This is a genomic window from Flavobacterium sp. NRK F10, from assembly GCF_024054235.1.
GTDB classification, from domain to species: Bacteria; Bacteroidota; Bacteroidia; order Flavobacteriales; family Flavobacteriaceae; genus Flavobacterium; species Flavobacterium sediminis.
In genome coordinates this window covers 3,213,209-3,230,772 of the sequence record NZ_JAMXLC010000001.1, presented here as the reverse complement: position 1 = coordinate 3,230,772, position 17,564 = coordinate 3,213,209, and the positions used below count along the sequence as shown (strand labels likewise).

22 protein-coding genes are annotated in these 17,564 nt (G+C 34.4%); 13 read left to right on the top strand and 9 right to left on the bottom strand.

Annotated elements, in window-relative coordinates:
- Positions 1-2: 2 nt before the first annotated feature.
- From NHF50_RS14755 to NHF50_RS14705, 11 genes are all read left to right on the top strand, one after another.
- Positions 3-1,121, top strand: coding sequence for an efflux RND transporter periplasmic adaptor subunit (locus NHF50_RS14755; protein ID WP_252777155.1), 1,119 nt, complete (start codon positions 3-5; stop codon positions 1,119-1,121).
- 11 nt (positions 1,122-1,132) lie between these two features.
- Complete coding sequence (locus tag NHF50_RS14750; protein WP_252777154.1) at positions 1,133-2,254, top strand: VIT1/CCC1 transporter family protein; 1,122 nt, start codon at positions 1,133-1,135, stop codon at positions 2,252-2,254.
- Positions 2,255-2,495: 241 nt separating this feature from the next.
- Complete coding sequence (hisG, locus tag NHF50_RS14745; protein WP_252777153.1) at positions 2,496-3,353, top strand: ATP phosphoribosyltransferase; 858 nt, start codon at positions 2,496-2,498, stop codon at positions 3,351-3,353.
- A gap of 19 nt (positions 3,354-3,372) precedes the next feature.
- Positions 3,373-4,668, top strand: a complete 1,296-nt coding sequence (hisD, locus tag NHF50_RS14740; RefSeq protein WP_252777152.1) for a histidinol dehydrogenase — start codon at positions 3,373-3,375, stop codon at positions 4,666-4,668.
- Entirely contained in the window at positions 4,655-5,698 is a 1,044-nt protein-coding gene (gene hisC / locus NHF50_RS14735) for a histidinol-phosphate transaminase (protein ID WP_252777151.1), read from the top strand. Before hisD ends, hisC begins: the two co-directional genes overlap by 14 nt.
- Positions 5,699-6,838 (top strand): bifunctional histidinol-phosphatase/imidazoleglycerol-phosphate dehydratase HisB, encoded by a 1,140-nt coding sequence (gene hisB / locus NHF50_RS14730; RefSeq protein WP_252777150.1) that lies wholly within the window; start codon positions 5,699-5,701, stop codon positions 6,836-6,838.
- Complete coding sequence (hisH, locus tag NHF50_RS14725) at positions 6,838-7,431, top strand: imidazole glycerol phosphate synthase subunit HisH (protein WP_252777149.1); 594 nt, start codon at positions 6,838-6,840, stop codon at positions 7,429-7,431. Before hisB ends, hisH begins: the two co-directional genes overlap by 1 nt.
- A 4-nt stretch (positions 7,432-7,435) precedes the next feature.
- Positions 7,436-8,176, top strand: a complete 741-nt coding sequence (gene hisA, locus NHF50_RS14720) for a 1-(5-phosphoribosyl)-5-[(5-phosphoribosylamino)methylideneamino]imidazole-4-carboxamide isomerase (RefSeq protein WP_252777148.1) — start codon at positions 7,436-7,438, stop codon at positions 8,174-8,176.
- A gap of 8 nt (positions 8,177-8,184) precedes the next feature.
- Positions 8,185-8,943, top strand: a complete 759-nt coding sequence (hisF, locus tag NHF50_RS14715) for an imidazole glycerol phosphate synthase subunit HisF (protein WP_252777147.1) — start codon at positions 8,185-8,187, stop codon at positions 8,941-8,943.
- Positions 8,944-9,013: 70 nt separating this feature from the next.
- Positions 9,014-9,622: a bifunctional phosphoribosyl-AMP cyclohydrolase/phosphoribosyl-ATP diphosphatase HisIE gene (gene hisIE, locus NHF50_RS14710; protein WP_252777146.1), complete on the top strand. Its 609-nt coding sequence runs from the start codon at positions 9,014-9,016 to the stop codon at positions 9,620-9,622.
- A 220-nt stretch (positions 9,623-9,842) separates the two neighbouring features.
- Positions 9,843-10,514: a DUF2461 domain-containing protein gene (locus NHF50_RS14705; protein WP_252777347.1), complete on the top strand. Its 672-nt coding sequence runs from the start codon at positions 9,843-9,845 to the stop codon at positions 10,512-10,514.
- On the opposite strand, the gene NHF50_RS14700 is transcribed toward NHF50_RS14705, so the two are convergent.
- A complete protein-coding gene (locus NHF50_RS14700; protein WP_109570364.1) occupies positions 10,511-10,903 on the bottom strand; it encodes a glyoxalase in 393 nt (130 codons plus the stop codon). The genes NHF50_RS14705 and NHF50_RS14700 overlap by 4 nt on opposite strands.
- A gap of 206 nt (positions 10,904-11,109) precedes the next feature.
- On the opposite strand from NHF50_RS14700, the gene NHF50_RS14695 reads away from it, so the two are divergent.
- Positions 11,110-11,523 carry an acyl-CoA thioesterase gene (locus NHF50_RS14695; protein ID WP_252777145.1) on the top strand — a complete coding sequence of 138 codons (414 nt, stop codon included), beginning with the start codon at positions 11,110-11,112 and terminating at the stop codon, positions 11,521-11,523.
- 10 nt (positions 11,524-11,533) lie between these two features.
- On the opposite strand, the gene NHF50_RS14690 is transcribed toward NHF50_RS14695, so the two are convergent.
- The 7 genes from NHF50_RS14690 to NHF50_RS14660 form a co-directional block, all read right to left on the bottom strand.
- Positions 11,534-12,778: a mechanosensitive ion channel family protein gene (locus NHF50_RS14690; RefSeq protein ID WP_109570362.1), complete on the bottom strand. Its 1,245-nt coding sequence runs from the start codon at positions 12,776-12,778 to the stop codon at positions 11,534-11,536.
- A gap of 3 nt (positions 12,779-12,781) precedes the next feature.
- Positions 12,782-13,066 (bottom strand): DUF3817 domain-containing protein, encoded by a 285-nt coding sequence (locus NHF50_RS14685; protein ID WP_252777144.1) that lies wholly within the window; start codon positions 13,064-13,066, stop codon positions 12,782-12,784.
- The gene (locus tag NHF50_RS14680; protein WP_252777143.1) at positions 13,063-13,674 is read right to left on the bottom strand and encodes a YqaA family protein; all 612 of its coding nucleotides are present in this window, start codon (positions 13,672-13,674) and stop codon (positions 13,063-13,065) included. Before NHF50_RS14680 ends, NHF50_RS14685 begins: the two co-directional genes overlap by 4 nt.
- A 120-nt stretch (positions 13,675-13,794) precedes the next feature.
- Entirely contained in the window at positions 13,795-14,160 is a 366-nt protein-coding gene (locus NHF50_RS14675; RefSeq protein WP_252777142.1) for a hypothetical protein, read from the bottom strand.
- Between the two features lie 292 nt (positions 14,161-14,452).
- Complete coding sequence (locus NHF50_RS14670) at positions 14,453-14,995, bottom strand: DUF1697 domain-containing protein (protein WP_252777141.1); 543 nt, start codon at positions 14,993-14,995, stop codon at positions 14,453-14,455.
- Between the two features lie 3 nt (positions 14,996-14,998).
- On the bottom strand, positions 14,999-15,520 hold the full coding sequence (locus NHF50_RS14665) for a hypothetical protein (protein ID WP_252777140.1): 522 nt from the start codon (positions 15,518-15,520) through the stop codon (positions 14,999-15,001).
- Positions 15,521-15,623: 103 nt separating this feature from the next.
- On the bottom strand, positions 15,624-16,322 hold the full coding sequence (locus NHF50_RS14660; protein ID WP_252777139.1) for an IclR family transcriptional regulator: 699 nt from the start codon (positions 16,320-16,322) through the stop codon (positions 15,624-15,626).
- 113 nt (positions 16,323-16,435) lie between these two features.
- On the opposite strand from NHF50_RS14660, the gene NHF50_RS14655 reads away from it, so the two are divergent.
- Positions 16,436-17,158 (top strand): 3-ketoacyl-ACP reductase, encoded by a 723-nt coding sequence (locus NHF50_RS14655; RefSeq protein ID WP_109570355.1) that lies wholly within the window; start codon positions 16,436-16,438, stop codon positions 17,156-17,158.
- 83 nt (positions 17,159-17,241) lie between these two features.
- Here NHF50_RS14655 and NHF50_RS14650 read toward each other — a convergent pair.
- A partial coding sequence (locus tag NHF50_RS14650; protein WP_252777138.1) for a DUF6705 family protein occupies positions 17,242-17,564 on the bottom strand: 323 nt, incomplete at its 5' end.

The following is a 17,564-nucleotide window of genomic DNA, read 5'->3' as shown; positions in this document are numbered from 1 at the left end:
TCATGAGAAAAATAAGCTATATCTTTTTACTAAGCCTGGTAACTCTTTCTTGTAAAAATCAGGAAGCCACAGCAGAACCCGAATCTACTAATGAAGACGGATATTCTGTAACTCATGAGCAATTCAAAGCCATGAATATGGAATTAGGTTCGCCATCTGAACACGATTTCAATATTTCCGTTCAGGCAACCGGAATGATTGATGTTCCGCCACAAAATAAAGCTAAAGTCACTACTTTTTTAGGAGGTTATGTAAAAACTACTAATCTTTTGGTAGGGGATAAAGTAAAAAAAGGAGAGGCACTATTAACGTTAGAAAATACAGATTTTGTTGATCTTCAGAAAGATTACGTAGAAGTTGCCGAACAAATAGGTTATCTAAAATCAGAATATGAAAGACAAAAAACTTTATATGAGGAGAAAATTACCTCACAAAAAAATTACTTAAAAGCGGAAAGTGATTATAAAAAAGCATTCGGAATGTACCAAAGTTTAAAAAAGAAATTAGAACTTTTAAATATTTCCCCCGCACAAGTAGAAAAAGGAAATTTTACATCCGTAATTACACTTTATGCACCTATTTCCGGTGATATAACTCAGATGAATGCCAATGTAGGAATGTTTATGGCTCCTTCTGATATTATTCTGGAGATCGTTGATATCGATCATTTGCATGTAGAATTAAATGTTTTTGAAAAAGATATTTTAAAAATAAAAGAAAAACAAAACATTGTTTTTACCGTTCCGCAAGCCTCTAAAGAAAAGTTTAATGCCGAAGTGGTTTTAGTAGGTAAATCCATTGAAAATAAAGACAGAACTATTATGGTTCACGGTCATTTAGACGATACTATTAAACAACGTTTGTTAACCGGTATGTATGTCGAAGCTAAAATTGAAACCGAAAGTATTAAAAGCTTAGGTATTCCAACAGAAGCTATTCTGTCAGAAAATGACAAAAAATTTGTATTTTTAGTAGATAAAGATCAAAACGGAAGTTACAGCTTCAAAAAGGTTTTGGTTAAAACAGGCGAACAAACCGATACCTTTACCCAAATTTTACCGGAAAGTAATTTGCCTGCTAACGCTAAAATCTTAACAAAAGGAGCTTTCGATATTAACTAATATGAATTGATATGACCGAAATCAAAAAACTAAGAGAACAACTGCAAATGGAAGTAGACACCAGTTTTCTCTATTATTCCATTGCTCAATTACAGGCTGACGAAAATTTAAAAGCAGTTTTAAACAGTTTGTCTGATATTGAAAAAGGTCATGCCAATGCTATTTTGAAAAAGATTAATGTGATCGACCCTAATTTTAAAATGATCCCGCCTTCGGGCAAAGCAAAATTACAATTGAAATTAGGTAAAGTCTTTGGATACAGTTCCATACTGAACAATTTATCCAATATTGAAAAAAATTATGCTTCAAAAACAATTCAGCAAAAAAATGCCGATGGCGTTCCGCTTGATGGTTTTGAGCACAATCACTTAAAGATCATTGAAGCAGTCAGTGACAATCGGAAACTTAATATTGATGGTGGCTTTTTATCCAAATTTGAAAGCCGACATAAATCGGTTGGGGGAAATGCTTTAAGAGCGGCCGTTTTAGGAGCCAATGATGGCTTGGTGTCCAATATGAGTTTAGTTATGGGAGTTGCCGGAGCAGCCGTTTCTAACAGTACCATTTTACTCACCGGAGTTGCCGGATTATTAGCCGGTTCAATTTCTATGGCTTTAGGCGAATGGCTTTCCGTGCAAAGTTCACGCGAATTAAACCAACGCCAGATTGAGTTGGAAACAGAAGAATTAGAAGCTTCACCAGAAGAAGAGAAACATGAAGTAATTTTGCTTTATCAAGCTAAAGGAATGAGCAAAGAAGAAGCTCAAAAATTAGCCGATAAACTTTTTGAAAACAAAGAAACCGCTTTAAATACATTAATTTCAGAAGAATTAGGAATTAATAAAGAAGAAATGGGCGGTTCGGCTTGGGAAGCGGCTATAACTTCTTTTTTATTGTTTTCTGTTGGAGCTATCATTCCATTGTATCCTTTTATCTTTTTAGACGGATTCAAAGCAATTATGCTCAGCATAGCCAGCGGAGTAGTAGGGTTATTTATTATTGGAGCTTCAATTACGCTTTTCACCGGAAGATCGATTTGGTTCTCAGGATTCAGACAGATAATTTTTGGTTTAGCCGCCGCCGCAGTAACCTACGGAATTGGCGCTTTAATTGGTGTTTCAGTAGCAGGGTAATGTTATTTTTTTGAAAATACTATTGCTCAATTCAAAAACTGTTGTACATTTGTCAAACAAAATAGAACAAAAATGTTTTTAAATCAATTACATCATCATCATCATTTTTTACACGCTCAAGCGAGGTAATGATGATTGGTATGTAATAATCTCATAAAATAATAACCCGTTTGAGTACATCAAGCGGGTTTCTTTTTGCTCATTACTCTCTTGGTGTACTCATTTTTAAGAAAAAAGTAAAATGAACACCTTAAAAATTGCCATTCAAAAATCAGGACGATTAAACGAGGATAGCTTAAAAATCCTTAAAGACTGTGGAATTTCTATTGAAAATGGGAACGACCAACTCAAAGCTACGGCTTCAAATTTCCCTTTAGAAGTTTTATATCTGCGTAACTCCGATATTCCGCAGTATGTATCAGATGGTGTAGCAGATATTGCCATTGTAGGCGATAATCTATTAATTGAAAAAGGAAACGACCTTGAAATTGTTGAACGCTTGGGGTTTTCAAAATGTAGAGTTTCAGTTGCTGTTCCCAAAACGTTCGATTACGACGGATTGAAGAGTTTACAAGGCAAAAAAATTGCCACTTCTTATCCTAATACCGTGCAACGTTTTTTTAATGGAAATGGTATTGATGTCGAAATTCACCAAATCTCAGGTTCTGTTGAAATTGCACCAAATATCGGGCTTTCTGACGCTATTGTCGATATTGTTTCTACCGGAAGTACGTTATTCAAAAACAATTTAAAAGAAGTAGAAGTCATTCTAAAAAGTGAAGCGGTTTTGGCTGTTTCCCCAAAAATTGACCCCGAAAAACGAGAATTACTGCAAAAACTACAATTCCGTATCCAATCCGTTCTAAAAGCCAGAAAATCAAAATACATTTTAATGAATGTTCCCAATACTAAAATTCAAGCCGTAAGTTCCATTTTACCGGTTTTAAAAAGTCCAACGATTATGCCTTTGGCGGAAGAAGGTTGGAGCAGCCTGCACTCGGTAATCAATGAAGATACTTTTTGGGAAGTCATTGACCGACTAAAAGAAGCAGGTGCCGAAGGAATTTTGGTTTGCCCAATAGAAAAAATGGTTCTTTAATTCAAAAACAACACACACAATGAATACAATTTTAAATCCGGAACAAAATACTTGGAACGAATTGACGCAAAGACCAACGCAATCCTTTCAAGATATCGAACTCACTGTCAGTGCTATTTTTAAAGAAATTCAGCAAAAAGGAGACAAAGCAGTAGCAAAATACACATCTATTTTTGACGGAATTACGTTAGAAAACAATCAAGTAACGCAACAAGAAATCACTGAAGCCGAACAACAACTTTCTGACGAACTCAAAGAAGCGATTCAAACCGCTAAAAAGAATATAGAACGTTTTCACGCAGCTCAAAAAACCGCTAAAGTTGCTGTAGAAACACTACCCGGAATCAATTGTTGGCAAGAAAAAAAGCCAATTTCAAAAGTAGGATTGTACATTCCCGGAGGTTCAGCGCCTTTATTTTCAACCGTTTTAATGTTGGCTGTTCCTGCAAAATTAGCAGATTGTCAAGAGATTATCTTATGTACGCCGCCAAATAAAGAAGGAAAAATCAATCCGGCAATTTTATTTGCAGCCCAATTATGCGGTATCACACAAATCCAAAAAATTGGTGGCATTCAAGCCATTGCTGCTATGACTTTTGGAACGGAATCTGTTCCTAAAGTGTACAAAATTTTCGGTCCTGGAAACCAATTTGTAACGGTTGCCAAACAAGTAGCTACACAATATGGAGTTGCTATCGATATGCCAGCCGGACCTTCGGAACTTTTAGTGGTAGCCGACGAAACGTCAAATCCTGCATTTATAGCTTCTGATCTATTGAGTCAAGCCGAACACGGTGCTGATAGTCAGGTAATTTTGGTCACTACTTCTCAAGAGGTTCTTAAACAAACCGAGTCAGAAATTGAAAAGCAATTGGCCATTTTACCACGCAAAACTATCGCCGAACAAGCCATTGCACAATCGCGTTTAATCTATTTCGATTCGGAGCAAAAAGCTTTGGATTTTATCAACGAATACGCTCCGGAACACTTTATTATTGCAGCTCAAAACGAAGATTTTTATACCAATGGCATTCAAAATGCAGGTTCGGTTTTCGTAGGTTCTTACACACCCGAAAGTGCCGGTGATTATGCTTCGGGAACCAATCACACTTTACCAACCAATGGCTATGCTAGAAATTATAGTGGTGTCAATTTGGATAGTTTCTTGAAAGCAATCACTTTTCAAAAAATCACTCCAAAAGGGTTGCAAACCATTGGAAATACTATTGAAATCATGGCAGAAGCCGAAGGTTTACAAGCGCACAAAAATGCAGTTACTATTCGTTTAAAAACACTTGAAAATGAAAACATTTAATATTAATTCGTTTATTCGTTCCAATATCAAATCCATGAAACCGTATTCGTCGGCACGTGATGAATTTCAGGATTTTGAACGCGAAATGATTTTTTTGGATGCCAACGAAAATCCGTTTAATACAGGCTTAAACCGGTATCCGGATCCGCAACAAAAGAAGTTAAAAGAGCTTTTGGCGAAGCAAAAAAACGTAAAAACATCACAAATCTTAATTGGAAACGGAAGTGACGAAGTTTTGGATTTAGTCTTTCGTGCGTTTTGCGAACCTAATTCTGATAATGTTATCAGTTTGCCGCCAACCTACGGAATGTACAGTGTTTTAGCCAATTTAAATGCTATTGAAAATAGAGAAGTTTTGTTGACCAACGATTTTCAGCCTAACACACAGCAGATTTTAGAAACCGTTGATAACAATACAAAAATCATCTTTTTGTGTTCACCAAATAACCCAACAGGTAATTGTTTCACCGATGAAAACATTACTTTTTTATTGGAAAATTTTGATGGATTAGTCGTTTTAGACGAAGCTTACATTGATTTTGCAGAACGAATAAGTTGGTTGCAAAAACTAAACAAATATCCTAATTTAATCATTTCGCAAACGCTTTCAAAAGCTTATGGTTTAGCCGGATTGCGTGTTGGTCTTTTATACGCTTCTGAAGAAATTATTCAGGTCTTAAACAAGATAAAACCACCATATAATATTAACACATTATCACAAGAAAAAGCAATTAGTATTTTACAAAATAAAGACATATTAAAAAGCATAAGTACTTTATTTACAGAAGAAAAAAACAAATTAATTCAACAATTACTTAAATTTGAGTTTGTAAAAGAAATCTACCCGAGTGATGCTAATTTCATTTTGATTAAAGTAGATGAAGCTAAAAAAAGACACCAAGAACTAGTAACCAAAAACATCGTTGTCCGCGATAGAAGTAACCAACCACTTTGCGAGAATTGTTTACGAATTTCCATTGGTACACCCGAAGAAAATAAAATCGTTTTAGAAACCCTAATGAACTTATAAATGGCACAAAAAGTATTATTTATCGATAGAGACGGAACTTTGGTTTTAGAACCATCCGATTATCAAGTGGATCGTTTTGAAAAACTAAAATTCTATCCGGAAGTGTTCTATTATTTGGGAAAAATTGCCAAAGAATTAGATTACGAATTGGTGATGGTAACCAACCAAGACGGTTTAGGAACTGAAAGTCACCCCGAAGAAAACTTTTGGCCGATTCAAAATTTCATTATCGAATGTTTTGAAAACGAAAAAGTTACGTTTAGTAAAGTTCATATCGACAACAGTTTTCCGCACGAAAATAAACCGACACGCAAGCCACAAATCGGAATGTTAACTGAATATTTAGATGCCGAAAAATACGATTTGGCAAACTCTTTTGTTATTGGTGATCGCATTACCGATGTGGAATTGGCTAAAAATTTGAACGCTAAAGCTATTTTTATTGCGAATGAAGAAACTTTGGGACAAACAGAGCTTTCGGCTACAGTTCAGGATTTAGAAGCGTTTATTGCGTTAAAAACACAATCTTGGAAAAACATTTACGAGTTTTTAAAGTTAGAAAGCAGAAGTGCAAGTATAGTTCGTAAAACCAATGAAACGGATATCGCCATCACGCTAAATTTAGACGGAACCGGCAAAAGTGAAATCGATACAGGAATTGCCTTTTTCGATCACATGTTAGACCAAATCGCACGTCACGGTCAAATGGATTTGGAAATTTCAGTAAAAGGAGATCTGGAAGTTGATGAACACCACACCATAGAGGATACAGCTATTGCGCTAGGCGAAGTTTTTGCAAAAGCTTTGGGCAATAAATTAGGCATTGAGCGCTACGGATTTTGTTTGCCTATGGACGATTGTTTAGCACAAGTTGCCATTGATTTTGGCGGAAGAAACTGGTTGGTTTGGGAAGCCGACTTCAAACGCGAATTGATAGGGAAAATGCCAACAGAAATGTTCTTTCACTTTTTCAAATCGTTTACCGATGGTTCTAAAGCAAATCTAAACATTAAAGCAGAAGGAACAAACGAACATCACAAAATTGAAGCTATTTTTAAGGCATTTGCCAAAGCGATAAAAGTAGCCGTAAAACGCGATCCCGATAAAATGATTTTACCGTCCACTAAAGGTCTTTTATAATGAATACAACTCAAAAAATAGCACTTATAGATTACGGCGCTGGCAATGTTCAAAGTGTTTTGTTTGCTTTGGAACGCTTGGGTTTTCAAGGAATTGTTACCAATGACGCTGCAATTATTCAACAAGCTGATAAAGTGATTTTTCCAGGTGTAGGCGAGGCGAGTAGCGCCATGCAAAAGTTAAAAAGTACCGGTTTAGACCAAGTGATTCCCCTTTTAAAACAACCGGTTTTAGGAATTTGCTTGGGTATGCAATTGTTGTGTCGCCATTCGGAAGAAGGAAATACCAATGCTTTAGGCATTTTTGATTTGGACGTAAAAAAATTCAGCAATAGCGTCAAAGTACCGCAAATGGGTTGGAATACCATTGCAAATTTAAAGTCTGATTTGTTCCGAAATATTTCAGAAAACGAATATATGTATTTGGTTCACAGCTATTATGTTCCGGAAAATCAGTATAGTATTGCACAAACTAATTACGGAATTGATTATGCTTCGGCGATTCAAAAAGATAATTTTTACGGTGTCCAATTTCATCCGGAAAAAAGCGGAAAAGTCGGAGAACAAATTTTAAAAAACTTTTTAGATAGTTAAAAACATGAGAATTATACCTGCCATTGATATTATTGACGGAAAATGCGTTCGTTTGACCAAAGGCGATTACAGCACACAAAAAACGTATAACGAAAATCCGTTAGAAGTGGCCAAAGCCTATGAAGATGCCGGAATTGACTATTTACACGTTGTGGATTTAGACGGAGCCAAATCGAGCCGAATCATCAATTATAAAACCTTGGAAACTTTGGCGACTAAAACCCAACTCAAAATTGATTTTGGTGGTGGCTTAAAATCGGATGATGATTTAAAAATTGCTTTCGATTGTGGTGCACAGCAAGTTACTGGTGGAAGCATTGCCGTTAAAAATCCGGAAGTGTTTGAACAATGGATTACAAAATACGGTTCGGAAGCCATTATTTTAGGTGCCGATGCAAAGAACGAAAAAATTGCCGTATCGGGTTGGCAAGAAGAATCTAGTGAAGATTTATTGCCTTTTATAGCCAAATATCAAACCAAAAGCATTCAGTATGTAATTTGCACCGATATTTCGAAAGATGGAATGCTTGAAGGCCCAAATTTTGATTTGTACCAAAAGATTTTAACCGAATGCAATTCGTCAAATGAAAATTTAAAACTCATTGCTTCCGGCGGAATTTCTAACGAAAAAGAGCTGTATCAATTAGCCGAATTAGGTTGCGATGGAACAATTATCGGAAAGGCGATTTACGAAGGAAAAATCAGTTTAAAACAATTGGAACAATTTATTATGGGTCACAAATAAAAAAAATTATGCTAACCAAACGAATTATACCTTGTTTAGATATTAAAAACGGACGCACCGTAAAAGGAGTCAATTTCTTAGCTTTACGCGATGCAGGCGATCCGGTGGAATTGGCACAAAAATACGCCGAAACTGGCGCTGACGAATTGGTTTTTTTAGATATTTCGGCTACAGAAGAACGTCGTCGAACTTTAGTCGATTTGGTTCGAAATGTGGCTAAAACCGTGAATATTCCGTTTACTGTGGGTGGCGGAATTGCTTCTGTTGCTGATGTTTCGGTATTGTTGCAAAACGGCGCTGATAAAATTTCCATCAATTCGGCTGCTGTTAAAAATCCGAAATTAGTAGAAGAATTAGCTAAAGAATTTGGAAGCCAATGTGTTGTGGTTGCCATCGATGCGAAACCAATGGAAAACCAATGGAAAATACATTTGGTTGGTGGTAAACAAGCCACTGCAATCGATTTATTTGATTGGGCAAAAACTGTTGAAAATTTGGGCGCCGGAGAAATTCTGTTTACTTCTATGGATCACGACGGAACCAAAAATGGTTTTGCAAACGAAGCTTTAGCCCGGTTGTCGTCTTGGGTCAATATCCCGATAATTGCTTCGGGTGGAGCAGGAGCCAAAGAACATTTTGCTGATGCGTTTATTCAAGGAAAAGCCGATGCTGTTTTGGCTGCTAGCGTTTTTCACTTTAACGAAATTCCCATTCCGGAATTGAAACAGTATTTAGCCGATCAAAATATTGTGATTCGAAAGGTTTAAAACTTCTCGATTTCACTCGAAGTGACAATCATACAAATTATTTTAACTCGTTAATGATACATTTAAAAATATGAAACCAAATTTTTCAAAAAATAGCGATGGCTTACTTCCGGCTGTCATTCAAGATGCAGAAACTAAAAACGTACTGATGTTGGGTTACATGAACGAAGAAGCTTTGGCACAAACGTTGGCTACTCAAAAAGTAACTTTTTTTAGCCGAAGTAAAAACCGATTGTGGACCAAAGGCGAGGAAAGCGGTAACTTTTTACAACTGATTTCTATTGCTGAAGATTGCGATCAAGATACGCTTTTGGTACAAGTAAAATCATTGGGACCGACTTGTCATACAGGTTTAGACACATGCTGGCAACAAGCTAACAATCAGGAATATGGATTTTTAACTCATTTAGAAGAAACCATTACTAATCGCAAAGAATTAGCTGAAAAAAATACTGAAAATATTAGTTATGTCACTTCTTTATTCAGAAAAGGAATCAATAAAATAGCGCAAAAAGTAGGAGAAGAAGCTGTTGAAGTAGTTATTGAAGCCAAAGACAGCAATGACGATTTGTTTTTAAACGAAAGTGCCGATCTATTGTTTCACTATTTGATTTTGTTACAAGCCAAAAATTATAAGCTAAACGATGTAGTTAACGTTTTAAAAGAAAGGGAGAAGTAATGATTTGCTTCTCCAAATTTCTCTATTAGTTCTATTTAGTATCATTCATATAGGTTGTCCTTTCATAAAGTTCTTCATATATCGGATCTTCAATAACTTTAATCAGTTTTTCGTTAAGACACTAATCCAATGCAAAAAATAGCGAGTAGTACTTTTTCTGTTTTCATATTTTATTATTTTTTCAAATATATTTATTTCCCTAAACTTTTGTACCTTTAAAATAAAAATGATCAGTCAAAAAACCTTTGATTTTTTAAGCGAGTTACAAGCCAACAATAACCGGGAATGGTTTGCCGAACATAAAAAAGAGTTCGATCGGGAGTTTCAAAATAGCAAAGCCTTCTTCCAGCAAGTAGGGGGTGAATTAGGTAAGCAAGACAGTATAGAGAAAGTACATGTCTTCCGAATTTACCGTGATGTGCGTTTTTCAAAAGATAAGTCGCCTTATAAAGCTCATTTCAGCGCTTCATTTACGCGTACGAAGCCTTTATTGCGCGGTGGTATGTATTTGCATATTGAGAATAACAATAGTTTTGTGGGTGGCGGTTTTTGGGATCCGAATGCTGAGGATCTGCAACGTATTCGCAAAGAAATTGAACTTGATGCTGAAGAATTGCGAGCTATTTTACAACAACCTCAATTCATTGAGAATTTTGGTGTTTTAACAGGTGACGAACTGAAAACAGCTCCCAAAGGTTTTGATAAGAATCATCCGGATATTGATCTGATCCGTAAAAAGCAATATTTATTGGCTCGTCAATTTAGCAATAAAGAAGTATTACAACCTGATTTCCAACAGGAAGTACTGAAAACTTTTGCTGCTATGCGTCCGTTTTTTGATTATATGAGTAGTGTGCTGACTACAAATTTAAACGGAGAAAGCCTGTATTAATCTTCTAATAGCTGTAACTGGTTTTTAAGGCGTTCCATTAACAAATTCATCATTCTTTTGTTCAAATTGGATGAATTTTGGATGTATTCCTTGTATTCCGTTATTGTGAACATACCAATGATAATGCCTTTCAGTGAATTTCGGAACTTGATATCGCGCTGAATGGCATTTTCAATATAGTTCATTTTCTTTTCCGGTGTTAAAGTAAAAAATACCCCTTTTTGTTTGGTAGCATAGTTCTTGAATACCTCTACAAACAGATCGTTTTGAAATTTTAAAATAGGACGAATGGTTTGGTTTTGAAAGCGCTCTTCAGAACTTGAATTTTCGGTTACTAAGCCAATAGATTCACCTCGGATCTCTAAAATAGCTTCATCTTTCGTTTTCATCTTTTCTTTTTTTGGATACTTAAATTTACGAAATCAAAAAGCTTGAATCTTGGCTATTTACGATAAGTTATTAAGAATCAATTGTTAATTACTTTATCGATTTTACAAAAAACAGTCCGAATTTTTAGTTTTTTTAAAGAAGAATTCATACCTCAGAATTGGATGCGATTTAGTATTTTTACATTGAATTTTAAAACTAAAGAATTATGAGATTTCATACCAGAAAATGGGTAAAACCAGAGGACCTTAATGCTAACGGAACATTATTCGGAGGAACATTATTAGCCTGGATAGATGAAGAAGCTGCTTTATATTCGATCATTCAGTTAGAAAATTCAAAGGTGGTAACGAAATATATGAGTGAAATTAACTTTATGAGTTCGGCCAACCAAGGGGATATTGTTGAAATAGGTATTGAAGTCGTTAAATTCGGTAGAACTTCTTTAGTTTTAAAAAGTGAAGTTCGCAATAAAATGACACGTGAAACCATTATTACGATAGACAATATCATTATGGTTAATTTAGGTTCGGACGGAAAACCGACACCACACGGAAAAACAAAGATAGAATACGTTAAAGATCGATTGGAACAACAAAATGAAAATGGCAGCGGAAATTAAGCTGCCTTTTTTATTGTTTAGAAGTTATTTCTACATTACTGATTTCCAGTATTTCCAAACCGAAATAGCGTACGGAAGCTATAATGTGATCGAACAGATCGGCCATGATATGTTCGTAATTTACCCAGTTTTTATCTTTGGAAAAGCAATATACTTCAAGCGGAATTCCACGTTCGGTAATTTCTAAGTAACGTACCATCATCAACATATCTTTATTGATTCCCGGATGTTGTAAGATGTATTGACTGACATATTTGCGGAACAACCCTAAGTTCGTTAAGTTTCTTCCGTTGACAATCAATGATTTGTCAACAGTATTATTTGTATTGTATTTATCAATATCCGATTGGCGATGTTCGATATAAGACGTTAAATGTTGTATTTTTTTAAAGTAATCCAATTCGTTTTCTTTAACAAAACGAACAGAACTAGGCTTGATTAAAACCTGTCTTTTAATACGTCGACCATCAGAATTAGTCATCCCTCGCCAGTTACGGAAACTATCCGAAATCAAGCTATACGTGGGAATTGTGGTGGTTGTATTGTCGAAATTACGCACTTTTACAGTTGCCAAATTGATCTCAATAACATCACCATCTGCACCAAATTTTTCCATAGTGATCCAATCGCCGATTCGTACCATATCATTAGCCGAAACGGAAATACTGGCCACAAATCCTAAGATCGTATCACGGAACATTAAGATAATAACAGCCGAAATGGAACCGAAAGTAGTTAAAAAAGCCGTTTTACTGATCTCAAATAAAATGGACAAAAAAGAAACGATCCCGAAAGTCCATAACAGGATCATGACTACTTGAATGTAACTATCAATAGGCTTATCACTAAAGCGTGGCTTTTCTTTTAAAAAATCTTTCAGTGCATTGAAAACACTTCGTATGATCCAAAGTGTTAAAAGTATAATGTAGATCTTGATACCTTTTTCAAAGAAATTTTCCCAAGAGGTAAAATCATTTAAAATTACAGGTACCGTTTTGTAAATGAATAACAAAGGAACCAGATGAGCAATGTATTTAGCTGTTTTATTGGCTACTAAAAAATCATCAAAGGATGATCTGGTTCTTGCAGCAACGATTGCCAGACAAACGATAAGTATTTTTTTAAAAATAAGGTCTAATACATAAGCCAATACAACCAATAATACAATGTTTATCACTAAACTAAGGTAAACACTGATAGCTTGATTAACACCTATTTCATGTAATAAATTTTCAGCCCAATTGAATATTTTCATATTTTATAATTCCGCTAAATAACGTTTTTCGATATAAAAAGTACCGAAAGGCAAAACCGATGCTATACAAATGATAAAGTACTTTTTAAAATCCCAGTTCTGTTCTATTTTAAACATAGTAGCCAATGCGATATAAGCCAAAAACAATAAACCGTGTGCCATTCCTACCGGAAACAGTAGACTTTTATACAAGTCAAGATTCATTGGTTTTACGACCAACATGTTTGAAAACAATACAAGTAACGAAATTCCTTCTAAAAAGGCAACAATTTTAAATAATTTGATCATGATAAAGCGGAATATATAGCAAATCCATAAATTACAAAGCGAAAAATACGTAGTGCGGCAAAAGCAAAGAATTGTCTTTGCGGAAATTTGATCATTCCGGCAGCCAAACAAGCCATTGCAAAAGGTAAAGGTAATAATGCTCCGACAGCAATTAAAAATCCGCCCCATTTTTGCATGTTGCGAATATGCTTAGACATTCTTCCCTCTAAATAATCATTGATCTTGGGGATCAATAATAAAGTTCTACCGTAATAATAGGAAACCACACCGCCTAAATATGATAAAACGGCTAATAGTGAAAGATAGAGTAGAGGGTGCTCAGTGGTTTTGGTCCAGGCAATAAAAATATCCGGTGGCAATAAGCCAAGAAAACTTTCTGAAGCAAAGAATAAAGAAAAAATAAATGTTTTACTGAAATTCTGAGTAACATAGAGCAACATTTCAGAAATACTCATCACACGGTAATTAACAATCAATAAAGCACCGATAATAAGCAATAGCGGCATGATCGCTTTTTTAGTATTATTCCATATAAAAGCGTAAAAACCAGTATATTTATAGTACTGATGTAATAGTTGAGCTCTTGATTTTTTCTGTTGTTTTTGCATGATTTCTTTGAAATGATTGCAAATTTAGCAACTAAATATCAAAATCACGTTAAAAAATGTATAAAAAAATCGGTCAAATGACCGATTATATTATGTAAAACAGAATTTAATTTTAAGAAATTAAAAAGCCAAAAAGGCTGCATTATAAGCTCTTAAGTCTAAAAGATTGTTTTTCTTTGATAGATCGGCTAAAAGTGAAAGGAAATATTCAAAGCTTTCTAAGTCATTTTCGCTTGAAAAATTTTCATTTTCTTCTTCCTCAGCTTCGAATGGTTCGTCATCCGGAACACCAATTAAAAACGCTTGATTTGACTCTAAATGTTCATAAGCTAAACGCAATGCTTTTGTAACAACCGGATTTTGTTCTTCAAGAGAATATTCGCGAATCTTTTTCAGATCTTCAACAATCGCATCGATATTAAATTTGTCCTGTAAAAGATCTTTTTGAATTTTTTCAATTAATTTTTGTGCGTATTTATTTTCCATGGTATGAGTTTATAATAAGGGTTACAAAGCTAAAATTAAAATAAGATTATTGCAATGCTTTATTTATTTTTTATCGGATTATTTTTTGAGTAGAATTTTAAAAAGCATTACTGCCTAAATAAATTGAGTAACTGAGACATTGAACAAGTAATAAAGGTTTTCATTAATAATATTTAAAGTATTATATATGACCTATAATTTGCATTATGTAAAATATAAAATATTTTATGCTATAACATATTGTATCAATTCTATCTTGTATTCCTCTTTACTCTTTTATAAATTCTTTTTTTTATTTTAGTTGCTCAGCTATCTCTAAAAGTCTATTCGTTGTCTTGAAATTTCTGGTCGTCACTATTACGTTTAAAATATTTTCTAAAAACGTATTAGTGAGTTTGGTTCTTCCGTAACCGTTGGGACAATATAAATAAACAATTCGTTCTTTTATTACTATGGCTTCGTTTTCAGCTTTTTTATTATAGATATTTTCTTTATTGTGGTTACTTGGTTCGCTAGCTAAAAATGTAAAATATATAAAAGCTTCTTCTTTATCTTTTTGAAATGGATTATTTTCAATACTCTCTTTTAATTCCTCAATTGTCAATACAATTACCGGAACTGTAAATCCGAATTCTTGCTTTATTTGGGATGTTAAAATATCTTCGATCTTTTTAGTATCATTGTATTCAGAAGAAAAAATAACGTTTCCGCTTTGAACATAAGTCGAGATATTTTTAAAGCCTAAATTCTTATATAACTTCTTTAAATCGCCCATTTTAATACTATTTTTTCCGCTTACATTAATTCCTCTTAGTATTGAAATATATGTTTTCATTTTTTACTGTTCTGATTTACTAAACGGAAATAAAATAGCCGCAGCCATTCCGTAAAATGCTAACCAATGACCTGAAAAACCTCGCAGCTCATTTGCTTTGTAATGATGATACTCTTGTTCGGTTATCACTTTAATTAGTTTTCCGTGATTTTGCAAGACATATTGATCGTTAATGAAATCAGGAACTCCCGGTTGAGAACTTGTAAATAACATAAAGTTAAGTACTGCATAAAAGAAGCCGCCTATTGCAATTACGACCAACCAAGTGGGAGTTTCTTTAAAAATAATCTTAAACAGACTAAAAGGTTTTACATTATTCTGTTTTCTTAATCGTTGGTATTGTTTGAACTCTTCATTTTTATTTAATTCAAAAATTACCGGAATCCAAACCACAAAAATACCAATGTGCAGAACCCAGATGAAAGGTATTGTTTCTGTAACATCAATCTTAGCTAATGAAAGTAAATGAACCATCAAACCTGATGTCCAACCTGCAATTGCAAAATAAAATAGTTTTTTCTTCATTATCTTAAGCCACTATATTGTGTCATTTTTCGATGAACTTTTTTCTAAACAAATATAGATTAATTCCTTAAAAAACGGGGATACAATAAATAGGTCTATGCTATTATTTAATTTTCAAAAGCTCCCTAATTAATTCAATAGCCTTATCCATTTCTGCTTTTTGAAAACGGAATGCCGGACCGGAAACCCCCACTACTCCAATGATTCGGTTATTTTCACGTAAAGGGATAGCAATACAGTGCATATCTTTTTCATTTTCTTCAAAATCATACGCAAAATCATTTTGTGCAACTGTTTCCAGCTCGTGTTCTAATTTTTTTCGTTCAGAAGGTTCTAATTTACCCAGCAAAACATTTCGGAGATGCGGAGAATTTGCCATAAATATTTTACCTATAGCAGTTCGCATCAGTTGAAAATCTTTATTGAGTTCCAATGAAATACGGATAGAACTATTCGGTTCGCTGATTAATTCATGTCTGAAATACATTCCCATTTGTACTGATAAATAAGCAGTTTCATTGGTTAATCGGGTAATCTTTTCTAAAACCGGACGCATTTTAGTCTTTAAGCTGTTGTTGTCTGTATGCGGAGCTACTAAATACTGTAATTTTGGTGTAACTCTATAACGCGGAGATAACTCATCCTGTTCAATATAGCCCAACTCTTTTAGGGAATTCAAAAAATTATGAACTGTTGTTTTTTTCAGATCTAATGCGGTAGCAATATCATTCAGACGAACGAGATTTCCATTGGAAGCAACATACTCAAGAATTGCAAAAACTCTTTCGATCGATTGTATCATTTATTCAATATTATGGAACTTATTTATATTAAAAGTTTAATTAGTATTAAAATATTCAAAATTAATGCAATTTTGTGAGACAAAGTCAGACTCCTAACAATTTAATTATAACTATGCAAAATTTAAACGGTAAAAATGCCTTAATTACAGGTGGTGGCAAAGGCTTAGGAAAAGCAGTTGCTTTAGCTTTAGCGGCAGAAGGTGTTAATCTCGCTCTTATTTCCAGAACGTTAACCGACTTAGAAGCGGTTGCGGCAGAAGCTAAAAAAATAAACAATACAATAAAAGTAGCTGTTGCTACTGCTGATATCGCTGATTATGATTCGGTTGTTACTGCGGTAAACCAGTTACAGTCAGAATTAGGTCCGGTTGATATTTTAGTGAACAATGCCGGTGTCGGAAAGTTCGGAAAGTTCATGGATCTGGAAGTCTCAGAATGGGAAAACATCATAAAGATCAATTTATTAGGAAGTTATTACGTGATCAGAGCCGTTTTGCCTCAAATGCTAGAACGCAAATCAGGAGATATTGTAAACGTTTCCTCTACGGCAGGCTTAAAAGGAGCCCCGGTTACCAGTGCGTATAGCGCTTCTAAATTCGGTTTGATAGGTCTTTCAGAATCTTTAATGCAGGAAGTTCGTAAATCAAATATCAGAGTAATGACAATGGCACCTAGCACTATTGCTACAGATATGTCCGTTAATTTAAACTTAACCGACGGTAATCCGGAAAGTGTGCTACAACCGGAAGATTTCGCAGAATTATTAGTCGCTCATTTAAAATTACATCCAAGAGCACTCGTTAAGGATGTAGGACTATGGTCCACCAACCCATAACATCTTTTTTGCCCCGAAATAATAGAAAAATAAAGCTGTATAAACGAATTATGCAGCTTTATATTGTAATTATTTTTTATACCTTATTGCTTAATAAGGGTTAACTCTGTAAATGGGAGAACAAAATCCAGACTTAGATTAGGGTTGTCAGAAAAGCTACGTGAAATATTTGCAATTTTTATTTTTATAATTTCTTGCCCTGCCAGATCAGTAGTTCTTCTTAAAATTAAAAACGCATATCTTTGAGATAAATCATCATTAATTGTGAGCAATAATCTAATTTCATTGGGAATACAATCGTCACATTTAGCTCTTCTATAATTGTTATCATTTATCAATACATTACCTACAATATTGTGCCTGTTCGGGTTTGAATAGTTTAGAGTTAACTCATTAAGAGTATTCA

Excerpts from the sequence above, each read along its gene's own strand:
- NHF50_RS14755 (WP_252777155.1), top strand. The coding sequence starts at position 3 with ATGAGAAAAATAAGCTATATCTTTTTACTAAGCCTGGTAACTCTTTCT.
- NHF50_RS14750 (WP_252777154.1), top strand. The coding sequence starts at position 1,133 with ATGACCGAAATCAAAAAACTAAGAGAACAACTGCAAATGGAAGTAGAC.
- hisG (WP_252777153.1), top strand. The coding sequence starts at position 2,496 with ATGAACACCTTAAAAATTGCCATTCAAAAATCAGGACGATTAAACGAG.
- hisD (WP_252777152.1), top strand. The coding sequence starts at position 3,373 with ATGAATACAATTTTAAATCCGGAACAAAATACTTGGAACGAATTGACG.
- hisC (WP_252777151.1), top strand. The coding sequence starts at position 4,655 with ATGAAAACATTTAATATTAATTCGTTTATTCGTTCCAATATCAAATCC.
- hisB (WP_252777150.1), top strand. The coding sequence starts at position 5,699 with ATGGCACAAAAAGTATTATTTATCGATAGAGACGGAACTTTGGTTTTA.
- hisH (WP_252777149.1), top strand. The coding sequence starts at position 6,838 with ATGAATACAACTCAAAAAATAGCACTTATAGATTACGGCGCTGGCAAT.
- hisA (WP_252777148.1), top strand. The coding sequence starts at position 7,436 with ATGAGAATTATACCTGCCATTGATATTATTGACGGAAAATGCGTTCGT.
- hisF (WP_252777147.1), top strand. The coding sequence starts at position 8,185 with ATGCTAACCAAACGAATTATACCTTGTTTAGATATTAAAAACGGACGC.
- hisIE (WP_252777146.1), top strand. The coding sequence starts at position 9,014 with ATGAAACCAAATTTTTCAAAAAATAGCGATGGCTTACTTCCGGCTGTC.
- NHF50_RS14700 (WP_109570364.1), bottom strand. The coding sequence starts at position 10,903 with ATGAAAACGAAAGATGAAGCTATTTTAGAGATCCGAGGTGAATCTATT.
- NHF50_RS14695 (WP_252777145.1), top strand. The coding sequence starts at position 11,110 with ATGAGATTTCATACCAGAAAATGGGTAAAACCAGAGGACCTTAATGCT.
- NHF50_RS14690 (WP_109570362.1), bottom strand. The coding sequence starts at position 12,778 with ATGAAAATATTCAATTGGGCTGAAAATTTATTACATGAAATAGGTGTT.
- NHF50_RS14685 (WP_252777144.1), bottom strand. The coding sequence starts at position 13,066 with ATGATCAAATTATTTAAAATTGTTGCCTTTTTAGAAGGAATTTCGTTA.
- NHF50_RS14680 (WP_252777143.1), bottom strand. The coding sequence starts at position 13,674 with ATGCAAAAACAACAGAAAAAATCAAGAGCTCAACTATTACATCAGTAC.
- NHF50_RS14675 (WP_252777142.1), bottom strand. The coding sequence starts at position 14,160 with ATGGAAAATAAATACGCACAAAAATTAATTGAAAAAATTCAAAAAGAT.
- NHF50_RS14670 (WP_252777141.1), bottom strand. The coding sequence starts at position 14,995 with ATGAAAACATATATTTCAATACTAAGAGGAATTAATGTAAGCGGAAAA.
- NHF50_RS14665 (WP_252777140.1), bottom strand. The coding sequence starts at position 15,520 with ATGAAGAAAAAACTATTTTATTTTGCAATTGCAGGTTGGACATCAGGT.
- NHF50_RS14660 (WP_252777139.1), bottom strand. The coding sequence starts at position 16,322 with ATGATACAATCGATCGAAAGAGTTTTTGCAATTCTTGAGTATGTTGCT.
- NHF50_RS14655 (WP_109570355.1), top strand. The coding sequence starts at position 16,436 with ATGCAAAATTTAAACGGTAAAAATGCCTTAATTACAGGTGGTGGCAAA.